The organism is Cohnella boryungensis (assembly GCF_042651945.1).
GTDB lineage: Bacteria > Bacillota > Bacilli > Paenibacillales > Paenibacillaceae > Cohnella > Cohnella boryungensis.
In genome coordinates, this window is record NZ_JBHSED010000010.1 from 18,362 (window position 1) to 40,538 (window position 22,177).

Annotated in this window: 21 protein-coding genes; 18 read left to right on the plus strand and 3 right to left on the minus strand. The window is 56.8% G+C overall.

Features of this window, described 5'->3' with window-relative positions; genetic code table 11:
* The first annotated feature begins 192 nt into the window (after window positions 1-192).
* Both ACFO1S_RS06965 and ACFO1S_RS06970 read left to right on the plus strand, forming a co-directional pair.
* The gene (locus tag ACFO1S_RS06965) at window positions 193-771 is read left to right on the plus strand and encodes a sigma-70 family RNA polymerase sigma factor (RefSeq protein ID WP_204605181.1); all 579 of its coding nucleotides are present in this window, start codon (window positions 193-195) and stop codon (window positions 769-771) included.
* On the plus strand, window positions 761-1,729 hold the full coding sequence (locus ACFO1S_RS06970; RefSeq protein WP_204605180.1) for a hypothetical protein: 969 nt from the start codon (window positions 761-763) through the stop codon (window positions 1,727-1,729). Before ACFO1S_RS06965 ends, ACFO1S_RS06970 begins: the two co-directional genes overlap by 11 nt.
* Window positions 1,730-1,769: 40 nt before the next feature.
* Here ACFO1S_RS06970 and ACFO1S_RS06975 read toward each other — a convergent pair whose 3' ends face one another.
* On the minus strand, window positions 1,770-2,909 hold the full coding sequence (locus ACFO1S_RS06975; RefSeq protein WP_204605179.1) for a ParB/RepB/Spo0J family partition protein: 1,140 nt from the start codon (window positions 2,907-2,909) through the stop codon (window positions 1,770-1,772).
* Window positions 2,910-3,082: 173 nt separating this feature from the next.
* On the opposite strand from ACFO1S_RS06975, the gene ACFO1S_RS06980 reads away from it, so the two are divergent.
* The 14 genes from ACFO1S_RS06980 (at window position 3,083) to ACFO1S_RS07045 (ending at window position 18,215) form a co-directional block, all read left to right on the plus strand.
* On the plus strand, window positions 3,083-4,321 hold the full coding sequence (locus tag ACFO1S_RS06980) for a multidrug effflux MFS transporter (RefSeq protein ID WP_204605178.1): 1,239 nt from the start codon (window positions 3,083-3,085) through the stop codon (window positions 4,319-4,321).
* A gap of 111 nt (window positions 4,322-4,432) precedes the next feature.
* Window positions 4,433-5,182 carry a type I methionyl aminopeptidase gene (map, locus tag ACFO1S_RS06985; protein ID WP_204605177.1) on the plus strand — a complete coding sequence of 250 codons (750 nt, stop codon included), beginning with the start codon at window positions 4,433-4,435 and terminating at the stop codon, window positions 5,180-5,182.
* Complete coding sequence (locus ACFO1S_RS06990; RefSeq protein ID WP_204605176.1) at window positions 5,176-6,018, plus strand: AraC family transcriptional regulator; 843 nt, start codon at window positions 5,176-5,178, stop codon at window positions 6,016-6,018. Before map ends, ACFO1S_RS06990 begins: the two co-directional genes overlap by 7 nt.
* Window positions 6,019-6,106: 88 nt before the next feature.
* Window positions 6,107-7,096, plus strand: a complete 990-nt coding sequence (locus ACFO1S_RS06995; RefSeq protein ID WP_204605175.1) for an aldo/keto reductase — start codon at window positions 6,107-6,109, stop codon at window positions 7,094-7,096.
* A 334-nt stretch (window positions 7,097-7,430) separates the two neighbouring features.
* The gene (gene rnhA / locus ACFO1S_RS07000; RefSeq protein WP_204605174.1) at window positions 7,431-8,096 is read left to right on the plus strand and encodes a ribonuclease H; all 666 of its coding nucleotides are present in this window, start codon (window positions 7,431-7,433) and stop codon (window positions 8,094-8,096) included.
* Between the two features lie 124 nt (window positions 8,097-8,220).
* Window positions 8,221-9,192, plus strand: a complete 972-nt coding sequence (locus tag ACFO1S_RS07005; protein WP_204605173.1) for a hypothetical protein — start codon at window positions 8,221-8,223, stop codon at window positions 9,190-9,192.
* A gap of 171 nt (window positions 9,193-9,363) precedes the next feature.
* Window positions 9,364-10,470, plus strand: a complete 1,107-nt coding sequence (locus ACFO1S_RS07010; RefSeq protein WP_204605172.1) for an ABC transporter substrate-binding protein — start codon at window positions 9,364-9,366, stop codon at window positions 10,468-10,470.
* A gap of 80 nt (window positions 10,471-10,550) precedes the next feature.
* Window positions 10,551-11,480 (plus strand): ABC transporter permease, encoded by a 930-nt coding sequence (locus ACFO1S_RS07015; protein WP_204605171.1) that lies wholly within the window; start codon window positions 10,551-10,553, stop codon window positions 11,478-11,480.
* The gene (locus ACFO1S_RS07020) at window positions 11,477-12,280 is read left to right on the plus strand and encodes an ABC transporter permease (protein WP_204605170.1); all 804 of its coding nucleotides are present in this window, start codon (window positions 11,477-11,479) and stop codon (window positions 12,278-12,280) included. The genes ACFO1S_RS07015 and ACFO1S_RS07020 overlap by 4 nt, the downstream gene beginning before the upstream one ends.
* Entirely contained in the window at window positions 12,277-13,326 is a 1,050-nt protein-coding gene (locus ACFO1S_RS07025; protein WP_204605169.1) for an ABC transporter ATP-binding protein, read from the plus strand. The genes ACFO1S_RS07020 and ACFO1S_RS07025 overlap by 4 nt, the downstream gene beginning before the upstream one ends.
* Before the next feature lie 5 nt (window positions 13,327-13,331).
* Window positions 13,332-14,126, plus strand: a complete 795-nt coding sequence (locus ACFO1S_RS07030; protein ID WP_204605168.1) for a DeoR/GlpR family DNA-binding transcription regulator — start codon at window positions 13,332-13,334, stop codon at window positions 14,124-14,126.
* A 4-nt stretch (window positions 14,127-14,130) separates the two neighbouring features.
* Window positions 14,131-14,994 (plus strand): alkaline phosphatase family protein, encoded by an 864-nt coding sequence (locus tag ACFO1S_RS07035; protein WP_204605167.1) that lies wholly within the window; start codon window positions 14,131-14,133, stop codon window positions 14,992-14,994.
* Window positions 14,984-15,979: a PHP domain-containing protein gene (locus tag ACFO1S_RS07040; protein ID WP_204605166.1), complete on the plus strand. Its 996-nt coding sequence runs from the start codon at window positions 14,984-14,986 to the stop codon at window positions 15,977-15,979. The genes ACFO1S_RS07035 and ACFO1S_RS07040 overlap by 11 nt, the downstream gene beginning before the upstream one ends.
* A 226-nt stretch (window positions 15,980-16,205) precedes the next feature.
* Complete coding sequence (locus ACFO1S_RS07045; protein WP_204605165.1) at window positions 16,206-18,215, plus strand: sialidase family protein; 2,010 nt, start codon at window positions 16,206-16,208, stop codon at window positions 18,213-18,215.
* Here the strand turns inward: ACFO1S_RS07045 and ACFO1S_RS07050 are convergent.
* Window positions 18,212-18,406 carry a sporulation protein Cse60 gene (locus ACFO1S_RS07050; RefSeq protein ID WP_204605164.1) on the minus strand — a complete coding sequence of 65 codons (195 nt, stop codon included), beginning with the start codon at window positions 18,404-18,406 and terminating at the stop codon, window positions 18,212-18,214. The two genes, ACFO1S_RS07045 and ACFO1S_RS07050, sit on opposite strands and share 4 nt — an antisense overlap.
* A gap of 170 nt (window positions 18,407-18,576) precedes the next feature.
* Complete coding sequence (locus ACFO1S_RS07055; protein WP_204605163.1) at window positions 18,577-19,539, minus strand: DNA-methyltransferase; 963 nt, start codon at window positions 19,537-19,539, stop codon at window positions 18,577-18,579.
* Window positions 19,540-19,683: 144 nt separating this feature from the next.
* Here ACFO1S_RS07055 and ACFO1S_RS07060 point away from each other — a divergent pair, with 144 nt between their 5' ends.
* Together ACFO1S_RS07060 and ACFO1S_RS07065 are read left to right on the plus strand one after the other, a co-directional pair.
* Window positions 19,684-21,045, plus strand: a complete 1,362-nt coding sequence (locus ACFO1S_RS07060) for a cryptochrome/photolyase family protein (RefSeq protein WP_204605162.1) — start codon at window positions 19,684-19,686, stop codon at window positions 21,043-21,045.
* Window positions 21,046-21,105: 60 nt separating this feature from the next.
* Window positions 21,106-22,176 carry a stalk domain-containing protein gene (locus ACFO1S_RS07065; protein WP_204605161.1) on the plus strand — a complete coding sequence of 357 codons (1,071 nt, stop codon included), beginning with the start codon at window positions 21,106-21,108 and terminating at the stop codon, window positions 22,174-22,176.
* The last annotated feature ends 1 nt before the right edge of the window (window position 22,177 follow it).

Sequence of the window (22,177 nt, forward strand, 5' to 3'; positions counted from 1 at the left end):
CGGCCGGGCAGAGGAAACTCTGTCCCGGCCGTCTTTTCGGCGTTAACGGCCGCTCCGGGCCGCCTGCGGAGTCTCGGTTGACGAGCCGGATTCGGAGAAGTATCGTTGGACGAAAGCTTGAAAAGCAGAACCGAACCTTTTTCCTGCATTGAACCAATAGAGGATGAATAACCCACTAGGAGGCGCCCCTATATGCAGGATCATGAAATTCATCCATGGCTAGCGAAAATGGTCCAGGGTGATTCGCAAGCATTCCATCACGTGTACGAGCTTACGAAAGACGAGGTATACCGGTTGCTCGTCTTTCTGCTGAAGAATCCGGAGGATGCCGGAGACGTATTGAGCGAGGTCTATATGAACCTGCCTCGCTCGCTGCCAGGATATCGCTTCGAGCAGCCGTTTCGCAAATGGCTGAACGGCATCGCCGTACGTCAAGCCAGCAACTGGAGACGCAAGCTGTGGAGAAGAATGCGGCTGTTCGACCGGGTCAAGCTCAATGCAGCGGAGCCTCCCGAGCGACATGCCGACGAGCGGATTCTGGAACGGGAGCAAGGCTCGGAGATGCTTGCTCTCGTGAACCGGCTGCCCTACAAGCTGAGGGAGGTCGTCGTTCTGCGGCACTACCGGGAGTGCACCCTGGAGGAAATCGCATCGATCTTGGGCATTCCTCTGGGTACGGTGAAGTCCCGGCATCATTCGGCTCTAAGCAAGCTGCGGCACTGGATCGGACAAGACCAAATGCTTAAGGAGGCCGTTCTTCATGCGGATTGAGGAGAAAATGAACGATGCTTATTCGAAGGCTGCGCTGACCCTGACTACGCCCGGGTCGCTTGATGCCAAAGTCAGAGAGAATTATCGAAGGGAGCTGGCCCGCTTCAGAGGTGCTCCCCGCGCCCCGCGCAGGAAAGCGTTCCTTCTTGTGGCTGCCGGAGTGCTTGCCCTCGTGATTACGGGCTTCGGCGTCCAATATTTCTCGAAGATCGGAGACGAGCGCTTCAGCGTGGAGATGACACAGATCGAGGCAGTCTCTTATAATGCCGAGACTGCGGAGGTCGTTCGGGAGCAATTGCAGCAGGTCAAGGATCAGCTTCAGATCGGGGAGAAAGCACTGGTGTACTCTCCTGAAATCAAGAAAATGACCCTGCCGAAATTGTCGGGCGATTATTACTTCGCGGAGTACGTATCGAATCCTCGCCTTGATCGGGATATAACGTCCTGGGAAAGCAATCTGGCAGCTAAGGTGTCCGGATACAAGCTGCCTGACACGAATTCGAATGCATTGTCGTTCGCCGGCGGCAAAGAGGAAATGCAATTCGGAGGGGTGGTTGTGGAGAACGACGTAGCCAAGGAACTGCATTCGGAGGTCGAGAGCGGCAAGCAACTTGCGTGGCAAAAAATCGAGCGCGAGTCCGAAGCTTTTCCCGCATATACTACGGTATACACGGATGCGAACGGCGCGGAAATCTATGTCACGATGCAAGTCATGCAAAAAAAATCCAAGATGGTCGGCATGACGTCCGGCATTCAGGAGATGGTCGCGCTCAATGGCCAGGAAGCGCTCTTCGTCGATAATGCCCATTTCCCTTACAGCGATACGCAGCGTAATGCCAACTTAAGCTGGATCGACACGCAGCCGGAAGCTTCCGTCCTGTACACTGTAGGAAGCATCTCCGACTCCGTGACCAAAGAGCAATTGATCTCTATTGGAGAGTCCATGACCGTACAATAGCAAATCGCCTGCCGCGAGAAGAGTCTGCGGCAGGCGATTTTTAATTTTTGACGGTTAACATGTCTTTGACGGATCGCCATTCCGCCAGGTGCTTCTCCAGATCGGAGATGAGCGTGTCGACATCCTGCGCGAACTGTTGCTTTTCCACGCCCTCCAGCCGGGGCAGGTCGGACGGCGAGAGATGGCAAGGAGCGGGCAAGGCGGACAGCAGCAGGTTCAGCATCCCTTCGACGAAGCTTTCCGATTGCGCTTCTTCGTGCGCCTCGTCATGCTCGCTGGACATTTCCCCTGACAACTGAGCGTCCGGCTCGCTGAGCGGCTCTATGCCCGCCGCCTCCGTCTTCGTTCTCGCCCGCTCTCGTTGCGGCGCCGCCGGGCTGCTTGCCTCCGCAGCAGCGCTTTGCGGCGAAGCTTCGCCGTTCTCCGCGACGACGACTGCCGCTTTAGGCTCCGCTTGCTTGGCCCGTTCCTTACGGTTGTGCTCATAGGTGGACCAGGTTTCGAGCAACTGAGATCCCGTTTTGAACAGGAGCTTGCCTTTCGTTCCGTCGGAAATGTCCTTGTCCTTGAACAGGCGGGCGATCCGCTTCACGTCGGTTACCGGCATCTCGTCGGAGGCCATGATCAGAGCGAGCGAGTCGCGATACTCCAGCGGTAAGTCCTTCAAGGGCATGAGCTGGTCTTCCGTCAGTTGGTCCTTCCTGATCTCGGTGCCGCCGACAATCAGCTTGCGGACAGCGGGGCTGAACTTCAGCAGATCCAGCTTGTTCTTGAGATAGGCCTCGGGCTTGCCCAACTTGCTGGACAAGTATTTGAGAGAGCTGCTGAATTTGGGATCGGTGAGCAGCTTGTTGAACGCTTCCGCCTCCTCGATCGGGGAGAAGCCTTGCCGGGTCAGGTTCTCGGCGATCTGCTCCAGGTAGATTTCCAGATCGTCCGTTGCCGTGGACACGATACAGGGAATCGTCGGCAGGTTAAGCGAGGAGCAGGCTTTATAGCGACGGTTGCCGTAGATGATTTTGTATCTTACGTCCTGCGTCGTTCTGACCTTGATGGGCGACAGCAGGCCGAGCTCCTCGATGCTGCTCATCAATTCCCGAAGGGCTTCCTCGTCGAATTGATAGCGCGGCTGATCTTTATCTTCGTCGATCAAATGCGTGGGAATATGTACGATGTCCATGCTTGATCTCCTATCGTTGATTTCATTAAAGGACGAGCCAGTGGGTACAACTGTATTATATATCAGCGCCGGATACATGGGAATAAAGGGGAATCGCCGGCATATCCGGCTTGAAAGCCCAAATGGACTCGTACTATGATAGGAGGACACGGATACAGAGAAGAGGAGCGCCAATGAAATCCCGCCAAGAGACAGCCCGAATCGATACCATGCCGCCTCGAACCGGAAATCGGATAGGGCTCGTTATTCTGCTTGGCTCGTTATCGGCGTTCGGGCCGTTATCGCTCGACTTATATTTGCCGGCACTGCCGATGCTGGCGGACAATCTGAACACCTCCTCGTCCTACGCGCAATTAAGCTTGACGGCTTGCATGGTCGGGCTGTCGGTTGGTCAATTGCTCGCGGGCCCGTTAAGCGATCTCCGCGGCCGGAGAGGGCCGTTGCTGATCGGCTTGCTGCTGTATGCGGTCGCCTCTCTCTTATGCGCGTTCAGTCCTTCGATAGGCGCGTTAATCGCGCTGCGATTCGTGCAAGGGCTGGCCGGCGCGGCGGGAATCGTCATCTCGCGCGCCATCGTAAGAGATATGTATTCGGGGTCGGAGCTGACGAAGTTTTTCGCGATGCTAATGCTCGTGAACGGAGCGGCGCCGATCTTCGCACCGGTTCTCGGGGGCCAACTGCTGAAGGGGATGCCGTGGGAAGGTCTGTTTGTCGTGCTGGCCGCATGGGGGCTGTTGACGCTGGCTGCCGTGTTCTTCGGCATGAAGGAGACGCTGCCTTCGGAACGAAGAATGACAGGGGGCTTCCGCGAGACGCTGACCACCTTTCGCAAGCTCCTCGGAGATCGCCGCTTTATGGGCTATGCTCTCGGGCAGGCGCTGGTGACGGCGGCTATGTTCGCCTATATTGCGGGATCGCCGTTTGTCCTGCAGAATCTGTACGGGGTGTCGCCCCAGGAGTTCAGCGTGTTTTTTGCCGTCAACGGGCTTGGCATTATTCTCGCAGGACAGGCGACGGGAAGGCTTGCGCCGAGAGTCGGGGAAAGAAGGCTGTTCCTGGCAGGGCTGTGGATGACGCTGCTTGGCGGGCTGCTGCTGCTCGTCATGATCGTCGCTTCGGCGGGGCTTGCGGCAATACTTGTTCCGCTGTTCTTCGTGGTGTCCAGCGTCGGCATTGTGGGAGCCGCCGGGTTTACCTTGGCGATGAGGGACCATGGGCATGCGGCCGGCAGCGCATCGGCGCTTCTGGGCTTGCTGTCCTTTCTGCTCGGCGGAGCGCTTGCTCCGATAGTCGGCGTTGCGGGCAGCGCGAATGCGCTGCCGATGGGACTGACGATCGCGGCGGCCAACGTCGGAGCGATGCTGTGTTACCCGCTGATGATACGCAAGCATGAGAAGGCTGGAACGGCATAAGCTGATCGAGGCAACGCCCGGCATCATTGTTCGGCGGTTGCTTTTGGGATAAGATTAGAAATACATCTTACTGCTGCTGTCCAATTTCCTGGACGAGAGAAGGGACGTTTCATGACGATAGAATCTCAGCAAGACATTGAGCAATTGTTGAAGATCGGCAGAATAGTCGCGTTGACGATAGAAGAGATGAAGCGCAGCGCCAAGCCCGGCATGACAACGAGAGAGCTCGATTGGATCGGCCGGGACGCGCTGGCCCGTCACGGCGCGACATCTGCGCCGATGAAGGACGTCGGTTTTCCGGCGTATACTTGCATATGCGTGAACGAGGAGGTGGCCCACGGCATCCCGGGGGATCGTGTCCTGAAGCCGGGCGACCTCGTCAATATCGACGTGTCGGCGGAGCGGGACGGCTACTATGCCGATGCCGGCCAGTCCTTCCAGATCGCTCCCGCCTCGACCGATCTGGAGCGGCTGTGCAAGAGCGCCTACGCGACGATGATGAAGGTGATATCCGGCTTGAAAGCGGGCATGAGGCTGAATCAAATCGGCAGAATCATGGAGGACGAGGCCAGAAGGAGCGGGCATCGCATTGTCGAAAACCTGTGCAGCCACGGCGTCGGCAGAGGGCTGCACGAGGAGCCCGTCGAGATTCTGCCCTATTTCGAGCCCCGCGACCGAAGAGTGCTGAAGGCGGGCCAAGTCATTACCATTGAGCCGTTCTTGTCCACAGGCGCCTCCTATGTCGTAGAACAGCCGGACGGCTGGACCTTGCAGGTGCCGGATACCCGCAGTCGAGTCGCCCAATTCGAGCATACGGTCATTGTCACGAACGGCAAACCGATCATTACGACCGCATGCTGAGAGGAACTCCCGTCTACCAGTACAATCCCGACAGTCCGTCGGGAGAGCCGCCAGAGCTATATTTGCAATTCTGGGGCAAGGAACATTGCTCGCCGGGGCATGCCGTCGGTCCCGGCATTCGGGAAACCTTCAAAATTCATTTCATTCATCAGGGTAAAGGCTGCGTGCGCATCGGAGAGCGGGAGTATATCCTGACCGCTGGCCAGGCGTTCCTGACCTACCCGCATCATGTGACCTACCACGCAGCGGACGTTGAGGAGCCATGGACGTATTCCTGGATCGGCTTCTACGGCGAAAGGGTGCTTTCGGTGCTGTCCCGAACGGGCTTGTCTCCGGACATGCCCATATTTGCCATGGACATGCAGCTCATGCCCAGCTTGTACGACAGGCTGACGGAGACGCTGGCGCACGAAAACAGCAGAGACCTGAGGCTGCAGGCGCTCATGCACGACCTGTTGGCCGTTCTTATCGACAGCTTGCCCGCGAGCTCTAGCGGAGAGCTGAGGATGAGCAAGCAAGATGCCTACGTGCATCGGATGCTGGAGTTCATTCACTCCCATTACAGCGAAAATATTTCTGTACGGGAGCTTGCGGAGCTGCTTAAGCTGGATCGCAAATACGTATCGGCAATGTTTAAGGAGGCGGTAGGCGTTCCTCCCCGCCGCTATTTGCTGCAATACCGGATGGACAAAGCGTCGGAGCTTCTGCTCAAAGGCACCTATACGGTCGGAGAGGTCGCCCGGTCGGTCGGCTATCCCGATGCGCTGCAGTTTTCGAAAATGTTCAAAAGCTGGAAGGGCAGCTCGCCGAGACAATTTGCGAAAATCGGACATTAGTCCATATTTTCCTTTCCTTATGATATCGATTTGTCCTTCCTTGTTCATTACACTGATGGGGAACGTAATGAGACAAGGAGGCAATAAAATGACTTACTCGGCAAGCGCGAATAGATACGACACGATGGCTTATCGCCGGAGCGGACAAAGCGGCTTGAAGCTGCCCGCGATCTCTCTGGGGCTGTGGCATAACTTCGGCGGCATCGACACCTTCGAGAGGGGGCGGGAAATGATTCGCCGGGCTTTCGATCTCGGAATTACGCATTTCGATCTGGCGAACAATTACGGACCGCCTGCCGGCTCGGCCGAGACGACCTTCGGCGGCATTCTGAAAGCAGACTTCTTGCCGTATCGCGACGAGATGATTATCTCCACCAAGGCCGGCTACTACATGTGGCCGGGGCCTTACGGAGAATGGGGCTCCAAGAAAAGCCTCGTGTCCAGCCTGGACCAGAGCTTGAAGCGCATGGGGCTCGATTACGTCGATATTTACTACCATCATCGGCCTGACCCGAATACGCCGTTGGAGGAAACGATGGCGGCGCTGGACTTGATCGTTCGCCAAGGCAAAGCGCTCTACGTCGGGCTTTCCAACTATTCCCCCGAACAGACCCGCGAAGCATCGCGCATACTTAAGCGGTTGGGCACGCCTTGCCTGATCCATCAGCCGCAATACTCGATGCTGGCTCGCGGACCCGAGGCCGGACTGCTGGATGTGCTGGACGAAGAGGGGATCGGTTCGATCGTCTTCTCCCCGCTGGCGAAGGGAATTCTGACCGATCGTTACTTGAACGGCATCGCGCCGGACTCGCGTGCTGCCGGGCCGAGCGCCTTCCTTAATCCGGATGAATTGACCGAGGAGACGCTGGACAAGGTTCGGGCGTTAAATGCCATGGCTGGCGAGAGAGGACAGAAGCTGTCGCAGATGGCGCTCGCTTGGGTGCTGCGCGGCGGGCGGGTTACTTCCGCGCTTATCGGCGCCAGCAGAGTGTCCCAGATCGACGACGCGGTTGAAGCCCTGCGCGGCTTGGAGTTTACGAGCGAGGAACTGGCGCGCATCGAGGCTATACTGGCCTAAATGATAGGGATCGGAAGAGGGAGCCGTTCGGATCAACCTCCGGCAGTAACGGCAATTCCCTGGCTTCCGTCAGCTAATAGCAACCGGCTGTGTTGTCCGTTATGGACGACGCAGCCGGTTTTTCATGCAGTAGGGCTCCGCTGAGAGCCTTCGTATAAGCGAATATCCTCTCTATGCGGTAGAAGCTGCCGGAAGAAGCCTTGCTGCGATCCGTCTTTATTGAAGTAAGCTTGACCGCGGGTTACTATAGTAAAGCGGACGGCCGATTCGAGGTATATGCTCTAGCGGCCGGATTTCGGATGAAGCACCTTTCAGCGAAAGAGGGATGAAATAGATGGCGAAGCAGAAATATTATGTCGTATGGTCCGGCAGGAAGCCGGGCATCTATGCGACCTGGGCCGAATGTCAGGAGCAGATCAACAAGTTTGACGAGGCGAAGTTCAAATCCTACGAGACGAAGGCCGGCGCGGAGCAAGCTTACCGTGAGGGCTGGAAGAAGCATTGGGGCAGCGGAAAAACGGCGGGCGATGGGGCAGGCAAGGGCTCCGCGCGCAGCTTCAAACCGAGCAGTGCGGGAATCGCCGCAGAGGACGAGATCGATTACGACAGCATCTCCGTGGACGTCGGAACGAGCGGTAATCCGGGACCGGTCGAATACAAGGGCGTGGATACGAGAACGGGCGAAGTGCTGTTCGCGGTAGGGCCAATCGCGAAAGGAACGAATAATCTCGGCGAGTTTCTGGCGATCGTACATGGATTGGCGCATTTGAAGAAAGCGGGCAGTGCCAAAACGATCTACAGCGATTCCGTCAATGCGCTCAAATGGGTGAAGCAGAAGCAAGTCTCCTCCACGCTTGTCCGGGACGAGTCGACCCGCGAAATATGGGATCTCGTCGATCGCGCCGTCCGATGGCTCAAGACGAACGATTATTCCAATAAAGTGCTTAAATGGCAGACGAAGCAATGGGGCGAGATCAAAGCGGATTACGGGCGGAAGTGAGGCGGAGGCCCAAGAGGTACAATGCAGCATTAGATTTTCCTCCGAATATTTGGTAAAATAACTCTGATTTTGTCGAAGGAATTGCGACAGAGGCACTAGGCTATTCAGAAGAGGAGGCAATAGGGTGAGCTATCTATCCAAGAGCAAGTTTATTAAGTCTTTTATGTTGCTGGTCCTGATTGTGACGACCGTAATCCCTGGAGTATCTTCAGCTTCCTCCAAAGAGCTGAATGAAGTTTTGGCATACATAAATCAATTCGACGCGTTTTCCAAGTATTCTTCAAAAGCAGTGGCTGCCTATAACGCAAATCTCATCTATAATACAAAAAATCGGAAGGCCATGTATGATCTTTACAAAAAAACGATTATTCCTAACTATACGATATACGTAAATGGCATAAAAAAAATCAAGCCGAAGAATAAAGAGCTCGCTCGTATACATAAAATTCTCATCCAATATGCGGATACGACCTTGAAGGGCTATATCGAGATTCAGGGCTCCATCTCGAAGCCGCCCGGGAATACGAAAGCTTTTAACAAAGGAATCGCTACAATTGAAAAAGGGCAGGATTATCTCTCCAGATTTAATGAAGAGCTTGAAAAGTATGTAGAGAAAGAAACACTGAAGTACTTGTCGGCTTTGCCGGTCATCAAGACATTGCCGCTCGATTTCAATAAAGATGACATTTCGGAACGTTTGCGACCCCAAGTATGGAGATTTTATCAGGCCTATGTAAGCGCGTTTCCATCGGGAGATACGTCTAGAAGCGATAAACTCCTGAAGGCATGGATTGCGTCAAAGAATGAGGGACTTAATCTGCGGGGTCCTGAGCAAAGCATCCAAAACTTGAACGAGCTAACCCTGAGTACTATAAACTCTAACGATAAGGATGAGTTAGCCGACTGGGCGAAAGCAGTGTCGGAAACGACGATCAACCATGTATCTGTGACGTATGCTGAAGTGGGAGGCGGAAGGGCACAATTTACTTTTCACTTGAAGGTAGACAGCTACACGGACGACAGTACGCCCCTTTTCCAGATTGTATTTTATAACACGGGCGAGCAGTATGAAATCAGTTCGATTTCCCAAATCTAATCGCAACTCCATGCAAGAAGAGCGCCAATCAGGCGTTCTTCTTTTTTTTACAAACAATCCGATTCCGGTTAATGTGACGGAAATAGACCGGTTCTATAGTAATAACAGGCAGAAAAACAACAAGATTATAGAAACATCCCACAGAATGCCACATAGGAGGAACAGCGAACCATGAAAACGGGATTCAAGAAGCCATTATCCGTCGGTCTGATTTTAATGCTGTTAACCACTCTGATCGCAGCTTGCGGAGGCGCCAAGAACAACGGCAACAGCGAGAATCCAGCCGCTCCGGAGCTCACCTTAAGCGAGATTGAAGCGAAAGCGAAGGAAGAGGGAAGCGTCGTCAGCGTCGGGATGCCGGATTCGTGGGCGAACTGGAAGGATACCTGGGCGGACATGCAGTCGAAATACGGGCTTTCGCATACGGATACGGACATGTCCAGCGCGGAGGAGATCGCCAAGTTCGATGCCGAGAAGGATAAGCCGACGGCGGATATCGGAGATGTCGGCATTGCGTTCGGACCGGTGGCCGTCGAGAAGGGCGTCACTCAGCCGTACAAAACCTCCTACTGGGATGAAATCCCCGACTGGGCTAAGGATAACGACGGACACTGGCTTCTCGGCTACCAGGGGACGATCGCTTTCCTGACGAACAAGAAGCTGGTGGCGAATCCGCCGAAAAGCTGGGAGGATCTGAAAAACGGCAATTACAAAATCGTCACCGGCGACGTGACGAAGGCGGCGCAAGCGCAGATGGCCGTTCTGGCGGCGGCGATGGCGTTCGGCGGAGACGAATCGAATCTCGAACCGGGACTCGCGTTCTTCGAGGACTTGGCCAAGAACGGCCGCATTGCCAATGTGGAAGCTTCTCTTGCGAACATCGAGAAGGGCGAAGTCGAAGTGACGCTGCTGTGGGATTTCAACGCTCTGAACTACAGGGACCAGCTTGGAAAAGACCAATACGAGGTTACGATTCCGAAGGAAGGCAGCGTCGTGAGCGGATATGCGACCATCATCAACAAATATGCTCCGCATCCGAATGCCGCCAAGCTGACGAGAGAATACATTCTTAGCGATGCGGGACAGATCAATCTGGCCAAGGGCTACGCTCGCCCGATCCGGGACAGCGTCGAGCTTCCTGCGGATGTCGCGGCGAAGCTGCTGCCGAAGGAAGAATATGCGAACGCAAAGCCGGTCGACGATTACAAGGTCTGGGAAGAAACGGCTAAGGGCATTCCGCAGCAATGGCAGGATCGCATTCTGGTTCATATTAACTAAACGGCTGCAATCGACGATAGAGCGCCTTCGCCCGCGACGCGGAGGCGCCCTGTCGCATTCGGTCCGGGAGAGGGGAAGCCATGAAGCATAGAAATCGCTGGATGCTGCTTGGCCTGGTTCCGTTCGCCTTCATGGTGCTGGCGTTCCAGTTCGCGCCGATTGCGGCCATGCTGACGGGAAGCGTCAGCCGACCGGGGGGCTCCGGGTTTACGTTCAGTCACTTTAATCAGATCTTGCATAGCGCGTTTTACTTGCAAGCGATCAAGAATAGTCTTCTGATCGCCGTCTATTCCAGCGTAATCGGCATCATAGCGGGCCTGCTGTGCGCCTATTCCATTACCAGGTTTGCGCCGAGAATCCGCGACAGGCTGCTGCTGTTATCCAATATGACCTCGAATTTCGCAGGCGTTCCGCTCGCCTTCGCCTATATTATTTTGCTGGGCAACAACGGAGTGTTCACGCTCCTCTTCAAGCAGTGGGGCTGGGACGTATTCGCCGGCTTTAACCTGTACAGCTGGTCGGGACTCGTGCTTGTGTACGTCTACTTCCAGATTCCGCTGGCACTGCTGCTGCTGTACCCGTCCTTCTACGGTATTCGCGAGCAATGGAAGGAAGCGGCGGCGCTGCTCGGCGCCCGCTCCTGGCAGTTCTGGAGAACCGTCGGCCTGCCTATGCTGACGCCTGCGATCTTCGGGACGCTCGGCATTCTGTTCGCCAATGCGATGGGCGCCTATGCGACGGCTTATGCGCTTGTCGGAGGCAATTATAACCTGCTGGCGATTCGCATCGGCTCGCTTGTGGCGGGCGATGTCGTGAACCAGCCGGAGCTTGGCAGCGCCTTGGCCGTGCTGCTCGCCCTTTCGACCTTGCTTGCGGTTTACTTGAACCACCGCATGTCGAAGCGATCCCAGCAATTCACCGCCTCCTTCAGTCCTCATGCGGCGACCAAGCGTTCCCGAATGAAGCGGGGACAGCCGATTGCGGTTGCGAACGGGGAGGCCGGCGCATGAACAGGCTGAAAGCGGGATGGACGCATCGTTCCTTGATGCTGCTGCTCATGATTTACTTGCTGCTTCCGCTTCTTGCAACCTTCCTGTACGGCTTCGCGAAGCAGTGGCAGACGACGGTGTTGCCGGAGAGCTGGACGCTGGAATGGATGCGCGAGATGCTGCGGGACATCCGATTTATGGATGCGCTGTGGACTTCGCTCTATCTGTGCGCAATCAGCGTCGCCTTGAGCCTGGCGGTGATGCTGCCTGCGGTATTCGTCATCACCGTGTACTTGCCGAAGTGGGAGACGTTCATGAAGGGGCTGGTTGTGCTGCCCTATGCGGTTCCCGGAGTCGTAGCGGCGGTCGGGCTGATCCGCACGTATTCTTCCGGGCCGATCGATATCGCCGGCACGCCCTATATTCTGATCGGGGCTTACTTCGTCGTCATCCTTCCTTATATGTATCAAGGCATTCGCAACAGTCTGATCACCGTATCGGCAGTCGAATTGCTCAGCTCGGCGGAGCTGCTCGGAGCTTCGCGCTTTCGGGCGTTCGCGACGGTAATTCTGCCGAACATCTGGCCGGGAATCATCGTCTCGACTCTGCTCAGCTTCTCCGTGCTGTTCGGAGAATTCGTGCTTACGAACATGCTGGTCGGCGGACATATTCAGACGATCCAAGTGTATCTGTACAAGCGCGTCGGGGAGAGCGGGCATCTGGCCAGCGCGATTGCGATTTCCTATTTCTTGTTTATTCTGGCGCTGTCGGCCGTCTTGATGAAGCTTGGCAAAAAAATGAACCGGGAGGCGGGCCGATGAGCGCGTCGTATTTGGAACTCAAGGGCATTCGGAAAACCTTCGGAGACACGACCGTGCTGAACGACGTGGATCTGTCCATCCGCGAAGGAGAGCTGATAACGCTGCTCGGTCCTTCGGGCTGCGGGAAAAGCACGCTGCTTCGCTGCATCGCCGGCTTGACGGAGCTGGATGAAGGCCGGATTCTGCTGGGGCATACGGATATCGGCCGGCTTCCGCCGCGCCAGCGCGAGGTCGGCATGGTGTTCCAGTCCTACGCCTTGTTTCCGAATTTAACGGTGTATGAGAATATCGAGTACGGATTGAAAATGCGGGGAGAGGGCAAGGCGGCGCGAAAGAGCCGATGCGAGGAGCTGCTTGCGCTTGTCGATCTGGAGGAGAAGCGGAATTCGTATCCGCAGCAGCTCTCCGGCGGTCAGCAGCAGCGCGTCGCGCTGGCGAGATCGCTGGCCGTGCAGCCGAAGGTGCTGCTGCTGGATGAGCCTCTGAGCGCATTGGACGCCAAAATCCGCAAAAGCCTGAGGACGGAAATTCGCGACATTCAGCGCCGCTTGAAAATGACGACGATTTTCGTTACGCACGATCAAGAGGAGGCGCTTACGGTATCCGACCGCATCTGCATTATGAATCACGGCAACATCGTACAGGACGGAACGCCTGAGGCATTGTATACGAAGCCTCGCACAGAATTCGTGGCGAGATTCATGGGAAGCTACAATGTGCTGTCCAGAGGGGAGGCCCTTCGCTTGTTCGGAGACGAGATCGGCTTCTCGGACAGCTACGCGCTGAGGCCGGAATCGGTCAGATTGCTTCCCGCCTCCCAAGGGGCGCTTGCCGAGGGCGAGCGCGGTTATCGTACGGTGGAGGGGAAGATCGAGTCGATCAGCGTTCTCGGCAATATTCTCCGTTATTTCGTCATCGCAGCGGACGTGCGGCTCACGATCGATCTTCTGAACGACGGCCGTTCGCTTCGGGAGGATGGAAGCGGAGGCGTTAGGCTGGCGCTTGATCCTTCCCAGCTGCTAGTCCTGGAGAAGGAAGGAGCATAATCGGGATGTCGGTATCCTCGGAGCGGCGCAAACGAATTATTCTGGACAGCCTTAGACTGAAAGGGCAGGTGAAAGTGCCCGATGTCGCGCAAAGATGCGCGGTATCCGAAGAAACCGTCCGCAGGGACCTGATGCTGCTGGAGCAAGAGGGGCACGTCAGGCGCGTGTACGGCGGGGCGGTGCTGGCCAAGCCGGCCAGCTATGAGCCGCCGTATCTGCAACGGCAGAAGGTAAACGCGGAGGAGAAGGGCCGGATCGGCAGGGCGGCCGCAGAGCTGATCTCGTCGGGAGATACGATCGTGATCGATGTCGGTACGACAACGCTGGAGCTCGCCAAAGCGATCGCGGATAAGGAAAGACTGACCGTGCTCACGAATTCCATCGCTGTGGCGTACCATCTGATGGAGTCTTTGAACGAAGGGCGCTTCGCGGGCAAGATTATCGTCCTCGGAGGCCGGCTCAACCCGGAGCAGCAATCGCTGACCGGAGCGCCCGGCGAGCAGGTAATGACGCAATTCCGTGTGGACAAAGCGTTTATCTCGGTCGGCGGAATTTCCATGAAGAGGGGCATCAGCGATTACGATCTGGAGGAGACTATGCTGTCGCGGCGAATGATCGAGGCCGCGGGCCGGACGATTGTGCTCGCGGACGACTCGAAGCTGGGCAAGGAAGCGTTCGTCGAAATCGTACCTATTCGCAAGGTGGATACCGTCGTAAGCAACGTCGTTCCTCCTCGGGAATGGCTGTCGACGCTCAAGCAGCATCGCATTCAGTGGATCGAAGCGAAAGGGGAAATCTAATCTTATGACGCTGGATCAACATCGTTCCCGCTTAATCGTTGTCGTGCTGGATGGCCTTCGTTACGATAGTGCGCGCAGCTGTCTCGGTTATCTGGAGCATCTGGTCGAACAGGGTGAAGCGGCCCGCTATTCGGTTCAATCGGAGCTGCCCAGCCTGTCCAGGCCGCTTTACGAGGTGCTGTTGACCGGCACGCCGGCGTACAGAAACGGGATTACCGCGAATCATGTTGTTCGCCGCAGCAAGGAAACCAGCGTGTTCCATTTGGCAAGGGAGGCCGGGCTGACTACGGCCGCCGCGGCGTATCACTGGATAAGCGAGCTGTATAACTCGGCTCCGTTCAACCCGCTGTTGGACCGGCATCAGCATGACGAGAGCCAGGCGATTCAACACGGCATGTTCTACTTCGAGGATCATTATCCGGACAGCCATTTGTTCGCGGACGCGGAGCGGCTGAGGCAAGCGCACGATCCGGATTTTCTCTACGTTCACTCGATGAACATCGACGATGCGGGGCATAAGCATGGAGGAGAGAGCAAGGAGTATGAGCTGGCCGTACGGATTGCGGACAGTCTGCTTGCGATGCTGATCCCGCTGTGGAGGTCGGCAGGATATAGCGTGATGGTGACCTCGGACCACGGCATGAGCGCGAACGGTCAGCATGGCGGAACGACTGCCGAGGAGCGGCGCGTTCCCCTCTATCTTGCGGGAGAGAGCTTGCCGGAGCGAGTTGAAGCGGATGCTTTGCCGCAGTTGGCCATCGCCCCTCTCATGTGCCGCTGCCTCGGCCTGGAGCCGTCGCCTTCGATGAACGAGGCGGACCGGATGCTGCCGCTGGAGGAGGGGAGGGTCTGGGACGATGAAGGTTGATTTGCATTTTCATCTGGAGGAAGGACCGTATTCTTTGCGCTGGCTTACCCGCACGATGCAAGCGTTAGCCGCTACGAACGCCGACGCCGAGCAAGGGCCGGAGCATTCGCTCGCCTGGGCGGAGGCGCTGGCGGAGCAGCTGGAGAGTCGAGTATGGCACGGCTGCTTCAACGAGGCGTGGCTGGACCGTTTCTTAAACACGGGGCGGGCCCGTGGAATCGGCGTGTTCGGCGTAGTCGATCACCTCTACCGATTTCGGGAATGCCGTCCGTATTATGAGAAGCATATGCTTCTGGATGACAGCCCGGTCGGTCAGGCGCAGCTGAAATGGCTGAACCAGGTATGCGTAACCTCGCTTGACGAATTCGTGTCGTTCGTGACGGAGGCGAAGAAGACCCGGCCGGACTTGCTGCTCGGCATCGAAGCCGATTTCTTTCCCGGGGGCGAGCGGGAGCTGGGCGATCTGCTGGCCGGATACGACTGGGATTATATCATCGGTTCGGTTCACTTCATGGACGGCTGGGGCTTCGACAATCCGCAGACGCAGTCGCGATTCGCAGATCTGAAGCCGCTGGAGGCCTATTCGATCTACTTTGATCTGCTGCGTCAAGCCTGCCGTTCCGGTCTGTTCGATCTGATCGCGCACCCGGATAATCTGAAGGTGTTCGGCTTCCGCCCGGAGGACGAACGCGACCTGCTTCCGCTCTACCGTCAGACTGCGGAGGAGATGGTGCTGGCCGGCGTCGCTACGGAGATCAATACCGGGCTTGCCTACCGTTATCCGGTCGCCGAAGCCTGTCCCAGCCCGCTGTTTCTATCCGTGCTGGCCGCGTACAACGTCCCGATCGCGCAGTCGTCGGATGCCCATTTTCCCGATGATATCGGCAATCTGCTGGACGAAGCGCGAGAGGCGGCGATCGGAGCAGGCTACAAGGAATGGACCGCGTTCAGCGGCCGTAAGGCTCGTACGGTACCTATAGAATAGAAACGATATGAGAGCGGAAGCGGGCCTTCGGAGGTCTGCCCGCTCTCTTTGTCTGCGCGCCCGTTCGAACATCCGGTCTGCCGCCCCCTTGGCGCGCCTGGACGACGGGCTTTTGCCGCAGGGAGATTCTGGTATACAATAATAACGATAGAAATCATTCGCGACGTTAAACGTTGGCATTGTTAAAGATGCACATGCCAAATCTATTGAACCGGAGGGAACTTTTTTGCTGACAACGAGAACAGTCAAACTAAGCGAGCCGACGAAGCGCCGGATCCCCGTCTGCGCGGGATTCTTGCTTTCCTTTATTCTGGCCGTCGGGAGCTTCGGCAGCGAGAGCTTTGCGGCATCGCCCGCGTGGCAATGGAAACAGCAGATCGGGCGGGAGAACTCGAGCCTGAACGATGTCGTGGCCATGGATGACGGGGTAAGAGTTGCCGTCGGGGAGGACGCGACGATTCTGCGCAGCGCCGGGAGCAATGCGTCATGGAGTATCGTCGCTGCGCCGGGGCGGGGCAATCTGAACGCGGCGGCGACAAGCGGGAAGTCGGTCGTGGCCGTGGGTGATCACGGCTTGGCGCTGTATTCGGGAGACGGACGAGTCTGGAAGAAGGCTCGCGTCAAGAACACGATCAAGCTATCGCAGATCAGCGAATATTACAGGAATAGAGCGGAAGGCAAGCTGGAGCTGCAGCCGGATAATATTCTCTGGATGGATGCGATCTGGGACGGCAAGCAATACGTGGCTGCGGCCGAGGGACGATGGAAGGGCAAGGATACGGAGTTTTCCTCACCCCTTGCGGCGGTGTCCGCCAACGGCACGGAGTGGAAGGTGACTCCTCTGCCTTCAACGGCGCGGATCAGCCTCTTCACCCAGAAGCTTCAGGTCGTGAGATTCAAGAGCAATTGGCTCATTGTGGCGAGCGAGGGAACGTTCTATTCGCGGGACCTCAATACCTGGAGCTTTCGGAAAACGGACGTCGGAGCGGCTATTCATGGGATTGCCCACAATGGCAAGGTTCTTGTCGCTGTCGGGTGGGACGGCCGCGCGGGCACGGGACGGTCGATTGGAGGAGCCGCATTTACATCCGAGGACGGCTTGTCCTATACGCGATTGTCCAACAGCTTCAGCCAATCGCTTAACGCGGTGATCTGGGAGGACGGGAAATTCGTGATGGCGGGAGATTACGGCTCGCTGTACGAGTCCCGCGACGGGAAAGCCTGGCAGTCAAGAACGCAAGAGCAAGTCGGGGGGATCAGTCCGTTCTTCCCTATTCAATATAGCGGACTGAAGGGCGATATTCATAGCATCATGCGCGAGTCGAACGGCTATGTGGCCGTAGGCGCGGGCGGGGCGATCCGATCGGCGATTGGGCTGGAGGAGAGTTGGACGCTTGAGGCATCGGGCGAGAGCGGAGACTGGTACGGCATCGCCTACTCGGGCGGACGTTATGCGTTGGCCGGGACCGGAAGCTTCAAGGTATCCGAGGACGGAAAAAACTGGGCGGCAATTGATCGAGAGCGTATTGGAGAGGCGGTTTCTCTCTATGATTTGAATGCCAATCAGGGATTCTTCGCGGCCAACGGCTTTCAGATGATAGAGGGGGTGCTAAACAGGGCCAATTTCCTCTATGCAGGGGGCGAGTTGCTGGAGTTTGACTCGGCCTTGCCGGAAGGTATTCAGACCGTATCGGCGGCAGGCGGGCAATTCCGTGTCTTCGGCAAAACGAAAGCCTCGATCAGCAAGGATGGGCGAACGTGGACTCCTCTACAGGGCGTTCAGGCGATACCGGTCGCGACGAGCGGTAAGCTATGGCTGGGCTATCGGGATCGCGACGTCTATACGTCTAAGAACGGCCGGACCTGGTCGAAGGCCAAAGCGACGGTAGATGGCAACCCCTTGTACAATCCATTGGAGAAGGCGGTGTGGACGGGGACCAAGTTCGTGGCCATCAACGGTGACGACTTGATTGAATCCTCGAACGGCACGACATGGAAAACGACCCTGGACTTACGCTATGAATATTTGCGGGGACTTGCGGTGAACGGAGAGGGAACGGTCGTCGCGGTAGGGGACAAGGGAATGATCTACATGTCCGAGAAGGGGAAGGGATGGACTAAGATCGCCTCCCCGACGGTCAAAATGCTGCGAAGCGTCGTGTGGGACGGCCAGCGGTTTCTGGCGGTCGGCGACAGCGGCGTGCTGATCGTCGGAGAGAAGAGCGTTCGTTCCTAGCCTTTCGGATATTCTTTATACACGACCAATATCGCGCTTCGTTGTTCGCTTACATTGTTGAGATTCGCTTTGCTGATGGAGCTGTAGCAAATGTTGATCACCTGCTCGTCCTCCAGCTCGGCAAGAAATTCGTTGACTCTTTTCTCGGCCAGCGAGCTGTCGGTATCCAGAAACTCTCTAACTCGGATCATGGCGATCCTCCTTTCCCAGGACGCTTCTCACATAGAATTAAGCATCCCGCAAGCCGCGCGGAATGCCCATATGGCTCCAACCATACCATTGCTGGAATCGGGTGTCAAATGCAGGCCGGCCCTCGAATATTCGAGGGTCCCAAGCCTGTTTCATAGAGCGTGCGACGAGTTCAGGGATGTCTGGTCTGCTTCTTCTGGCGAGAGGCGTTCCGGTCCCAGAATACGCCCTCCGAATAGCCTTGGATGGAGGCGTCCGCCTCGGCCATTCGCAGTCTCTTCTCCGCAAGACAGCAGTAAGTTTCGTCGATCTCCACGCTGGCAAACCGCCTGTTCAGCTTCTTCGCGACAACGGCGGTCGTTCCGGCCCCGCCGAAGGGATCGAACACGACGTCCTGCTCGTCCGAGCTGGCCAATATGATTTTGGCCAGCAGCTTCTCGGGCTTCTGCGTCGGATGATCCGTATTCTCGGGCATCGACCAGAACGGCACGGTCAGATCGGTCCACAGGTTGGAGGGGTGAGTCAGACGGAATTTGCCGTCCCGATCGTCGTCCCAATCCTTGGGCGTTCCTTCCTCGGTGCGATAGGGGGCGAGAACCTTCCGTTTCAGCTTGACGCGGTCGACGTAAAACTTATACTTGTCGGATCGGGTGCAGTGCCAGATATCCTCCGAGGCGTTTTTCCAGTTGGATAAAGCGCCTCGGCCTTTTTCGCGTTCCCAGGTAATCCGGTTAAGGATATGAAGATGGCGGGAGGCGACCTCGTATATGGAGTGGCTTGAACGCCAATCTCCGCATATGTACACGGTAGCGTCGGGTTTGAGGATGCGCACCAGCCTGGAAAACCAGGCGTCGAGCCATTGCGTATACTGTCCGTTCTCCATCTGGCTGAAGGTCGTTCCGTTGAACGTCTTGGTCAGATTGTACGGAGGGTCTACAAACAACAGATCGACGAATGCGTCCGGCAAATAATCGATCGTCTCGAACAAATCCTGGCAGATCGTCCGGCCCAGAACGTCCCCCGGCTCGGCGGGGGCGTGCAGCCGAACGAGTCGCCGGGCATATTCCGCCCGCTCCCGCTCATCCAGCGAGATCGTTCGGTTCCTATCCGCTCTATTTCTTACGTTATCCAACAATTCGTAAGCACCGCCTGACCGCTCCTGATTGCGTTTATTACTACCATCATATAAGAGGATAGAACTGGATTTCAATAGAGGAGCCGGGAGAATAGGCACCCGTGCAGGAAGTTTGATAGGATAGAGAGAGAAACGAGGTGCGGAATGAAGCTGTTTATTCATCGGAAGGACTTGCGAACGGAGGATCTGCCGGCACTGGACTATATTCGGGCTTTGAACCGGCCGATGCTGCCGATTCTCATCCTGGACCCCTTTCTTCTTCGCGAGGGGAGGGCTGCGGAGCATAGCGGCAAGCACTTCCTTCGGCAAGTCGGAAGGCTGCGCGCGACTTATGAGCGCTGCGGAATAAAGCTTCGGCTCTATTACGGGGAGCCCGTGGCCGTCGTTCGCCGCTTGCTGGCCGAGCTACCCGGCATCGACGAGATCGTCTGTCACGAGGACGGGACGCCTTACGCGATGCAGCGCGACCGCGATTTGGCCGCAGCGGCAGCCGAAGCGGGCGTGCGGTGGACGGCGTTGCCGGATCAGCCGCTGGTCGACCTGCCGGGCTTTCACCGGGAGTCGGGAAGAAGCGAAGGGTACAAGGTGTTTACGCCCTTCTACCGCAAATGGAGCGATTATCTGCAGGAGCATCCGCGCTTCCCCTATGCGACGCGTATCGCGGAGCTTCCGCAAGCGGAAGGGGACGAGGAGGGGATCGGGCAGCTTTTCCCGCTTCCGGAGGAAGTGAGGGCGGCGATAACCTGGGACGGAGAGCCGCTTGTGCCGGAGGGGCTGCTGGAGAGCTTTCTGGAGGAAAGGCTAACCGAGTATTCCCGGGATCGCGATCGGTACGCACTTGGCGCGACAAGCGGCATAAGCCGTTATCTGAACTGCGGCTCCTTGTCGGTTCGTACCGTGCACGAGCGCCTGCTGGCGCGGCCGGAGGGCGGCGAGAGCTGGAAGCGGCAGCTGGCCTGGCGGGATTTCTATCTGTATCAATCCCGTATGGACAAGCGTTTTTTTCGCTACGAACGGGCCTTCGACCTGAGCGGCCTGTCGGACGCGCACTTTCGCGCATGGGCGGAAGCCCGGACGGGCATTCCGGTAGTCGACGCCGCAATGACGGAGCTCAACGAAACCGGAGCGATGCCGAATCGGCTGCGCATGGTGACGGCGATGTTCCTGACCAAAAATCTGCTGTGCCCGTTTCCCTTCGGGGAGCGCTATTTCCGCCGCAAGCTGGCGGATTACGACAATACGCTGAATCGCGGCGGCTGGCTGTGGTGCTCGTCGCTGGGGTTCGACGCCGCTCCTTATTTTCGCATTATGAACCCGGTTGCCCAATCCCGGACGCACGATCCTTCCGGAAGCTATATCCGGCGCTGGCTGCCCGAGCTGGCGAATCTGAACGACAAGGACATACATCTGCCTAGACCGCATGCCATCGTGGATCTGAAGGCTTCGCGAGCAGCGGCGATTGAAGCCTATCGCCGGCTTCTCGGAACATTTTCCGCCAATTCATGAACTCTTTCGCCATGGATTACGTCTATATGAACAAGTAAGCAGCATGAAAGGAGAAATGAAATGATGATCCAATCCCGATGGAACAGCAGAACGCAGAAGCTCCTTGTCGTCACGGCTTCGGCCGCAATCGCCTTCGCTTCGCTGCTGCACCCGCAACGAGCGAACGCGGCCGCATCCGACTACCGGATCCTGAATCAGGCAATCGAGGTGAATGGCGTCAGATCAAGCCTGTCGGCGTTGAACACGGACAACACGACGTACATCGCCATTCGCAGCCTGAACAACAGCATCGGCTTGACGACGGATTGGGATCAGGCGAAGCAGGTCGTGACGGTGTCCGGAAGGGATCGCGAGCTTGCGTTGAATCTAAAGGACGGAAGCGCGACGCTGAACGGTCAGCAAATCTACGGCTTGCCGGCGATCGTCCAGAACAACACGACTTACGTGCCGTTCCGGTTTTTGCTTGAGCGTATGGGCTTCGGGGTAGCCTACGATTCGTCCACCAAGGTCATCGGCATCGAAGCGATCAAGGAGAACGACTTGCAAATCGCAACAGAGGTCATTCGGGAAAAGTCGACCGACAAGTCGCTTGCGATTCATTACCCGCAGCTATCGGGTCTTGTAAGCAAGGAGGCGGAGAAGAAGATCAACGAGACGCTCAAGTCCGACGCGGAGCTGAATGCGGAGGTAGCCCGCGATTCGCTTGAGCAAGCGCTCGGAGATGGGGACTTTAAGCCGACTATGCCTGTATCTTTCGAGGGCACCTATACGATTACCTATAATGAGCAAGGCAAGCTGAGCCTGTACGTCGATTATTATATTTACACAGGCGGGGCGCACGGCTCTACCGCTCGCGTTCCGTACACGTTCGATCTAAGCAGCGGCAAGGTTGTGACGCTGAAGGAGGCCGCGCTCGGCAAGGAGAATTACGTCGCGATTATCAATGCCAAAATCCAGAGCCAGATCAAAGCGCGGGGCATTAAGATGCTCAATCCGTTCAAGACGATTGAGCCGGACAGGGATTATTTCCTGAAGCATAACGGCGTTGTCGTGTATTTCGGCCAATACGAGTATACGCCGTATGCCGAAGGGATGCCGGAGTTCGAAATTCCGTTCTCCGATTTCAAATAAA

Excerpts from the sequence above, each read along its gene's own strand:
- map (WP_204605177.1), top strand. The coding sequence starts at position 4,433 with ATGACGATAGAATCTCAGCAAGACATTGAGCAATTGTTGAAGATCGGC.
- ACFO1S_RS07060 (WP_204605162.1), top strand. The coding sequence starts at position 19,684 with ATGAAGCTGTTTATTCATCGGAAGGACTTGCGAACGGAGGATCTGCCG.
- ACFO1S_RS07015 (WP_204605171.1), top strand. The coding sequence starts at position 10,551 with ATGAAGCATAGAAATCGCTGGATGCTGCTTGGCCTGGTTCCGTTCGCC.
- ACFO1S_RS06975 (WP_204605179.1), bottom strand. The coding sequence starts at position 2,909 with ATGGACATCGTACATATTCCCACGCATTTGATCGACGAAGATAAAGAT.
- ACFO1S_RS06990 (WP_204605176.1), top strand. The coding sequence starts at position 5,176 with ATGCTGAGAGGAACTCCCGTCTACCAGTACAATCCCGACAGTCCGTCG.
- ACFO1S_RS07040 (WP_204605166.1), top strand. The coding sequence starts at position 14,984 with ATGAAGGTTGATTTGCATTTTCATCTGGAGGAAGGACCGTATTCTTTG.
- rnhA (WP_204605174.1), top strand. The coding sequence starts at position 7,431 with ATGGCGAAGCAGAAATATTATGTCGTATGGTCCGGCAGGAAGCCGGGC.
- ACFO1S_RS07050 (WP_204605164.1), bottom strand. The coding sequence starts at position 18,406 with ATGATCCGAGTTAGAGAGTTTCTGGATACCGACAGCTCGCTGGCCGAG.
- ACFO1S_RS07020 (WP_204605170.1), top strand. The coding sequence starts at position 11,477 with ATGAACAGGCTGAAAGCGGGATGGACGCATCGTTCCTTGATGCTGCTG.
- ACFO1S_RS07010 (WP_204605172.1), top strand. The coding sequence starts at position 9,364 with ATGAAAACGGGATTCAAGAAGCCATTATCCGTCGGTCTGATTTTAATG.
- ACFO1S_RS07030 (WP_204605168.1), top strand. The coding sequence starts at position 13,332 with ATGTCGGTATCCTCGGAGCGGCGCAAACGAATTATTCTGGACAGCCTT.
- ACFO1S_RS06980 (WP_204605178.1), top strand. The coding sequence starts at position 3,083 with ATGAAATCCCGCCAAGAGACAGCCCGAATCGATACCATGCCGCCTCGA.
- ACFO1S_RS07035 (WP_204605167.1), top strand. The coding sequence starts at position 14,131 with ATGACGCTGGATCAACATCGTTCCCGCTTAATCGTTGTCGTGCTGGAT.
- ACFO1S_RS07025 (WP_204605169.1), top strand. The coding sequence starts at position 12,277 with ATGAGCGCGTCGTATTTGGAACTCAAGGGCATTCGGAAAACCTTCGGA.
- ACFO1S_RS06995 (WP_204605175.1), top strand. The coding sequence starts at position 6,107 with ATGACTTACTCGGCAAGCGCGAATAGATACGACACGATGGCTTATCGC.
- ACFO1S_RS07065 (WP_204605161.1), top strand. The coding sequence starts at position 21,106 with ATGATGATCCAATCCCGATGGAACAGCAGAACGCAGAAGCTCCTTGTC.
- ACFO1S_RS06965 (WP_204605181.1), top strand. The coding sequence starts at position 193 with ATGCAGGATCATGAAATTCATCCATGGCTAGCGAAAATGGTCCAGGGT.
- ACFO1S_RS06970 (WP_204605180.1), top strand. The coding sequence starts at position 761 with ATGCGGATTGAGGAGAAAATGAACGATGCTTATTCGAAGGCTGCGCTG.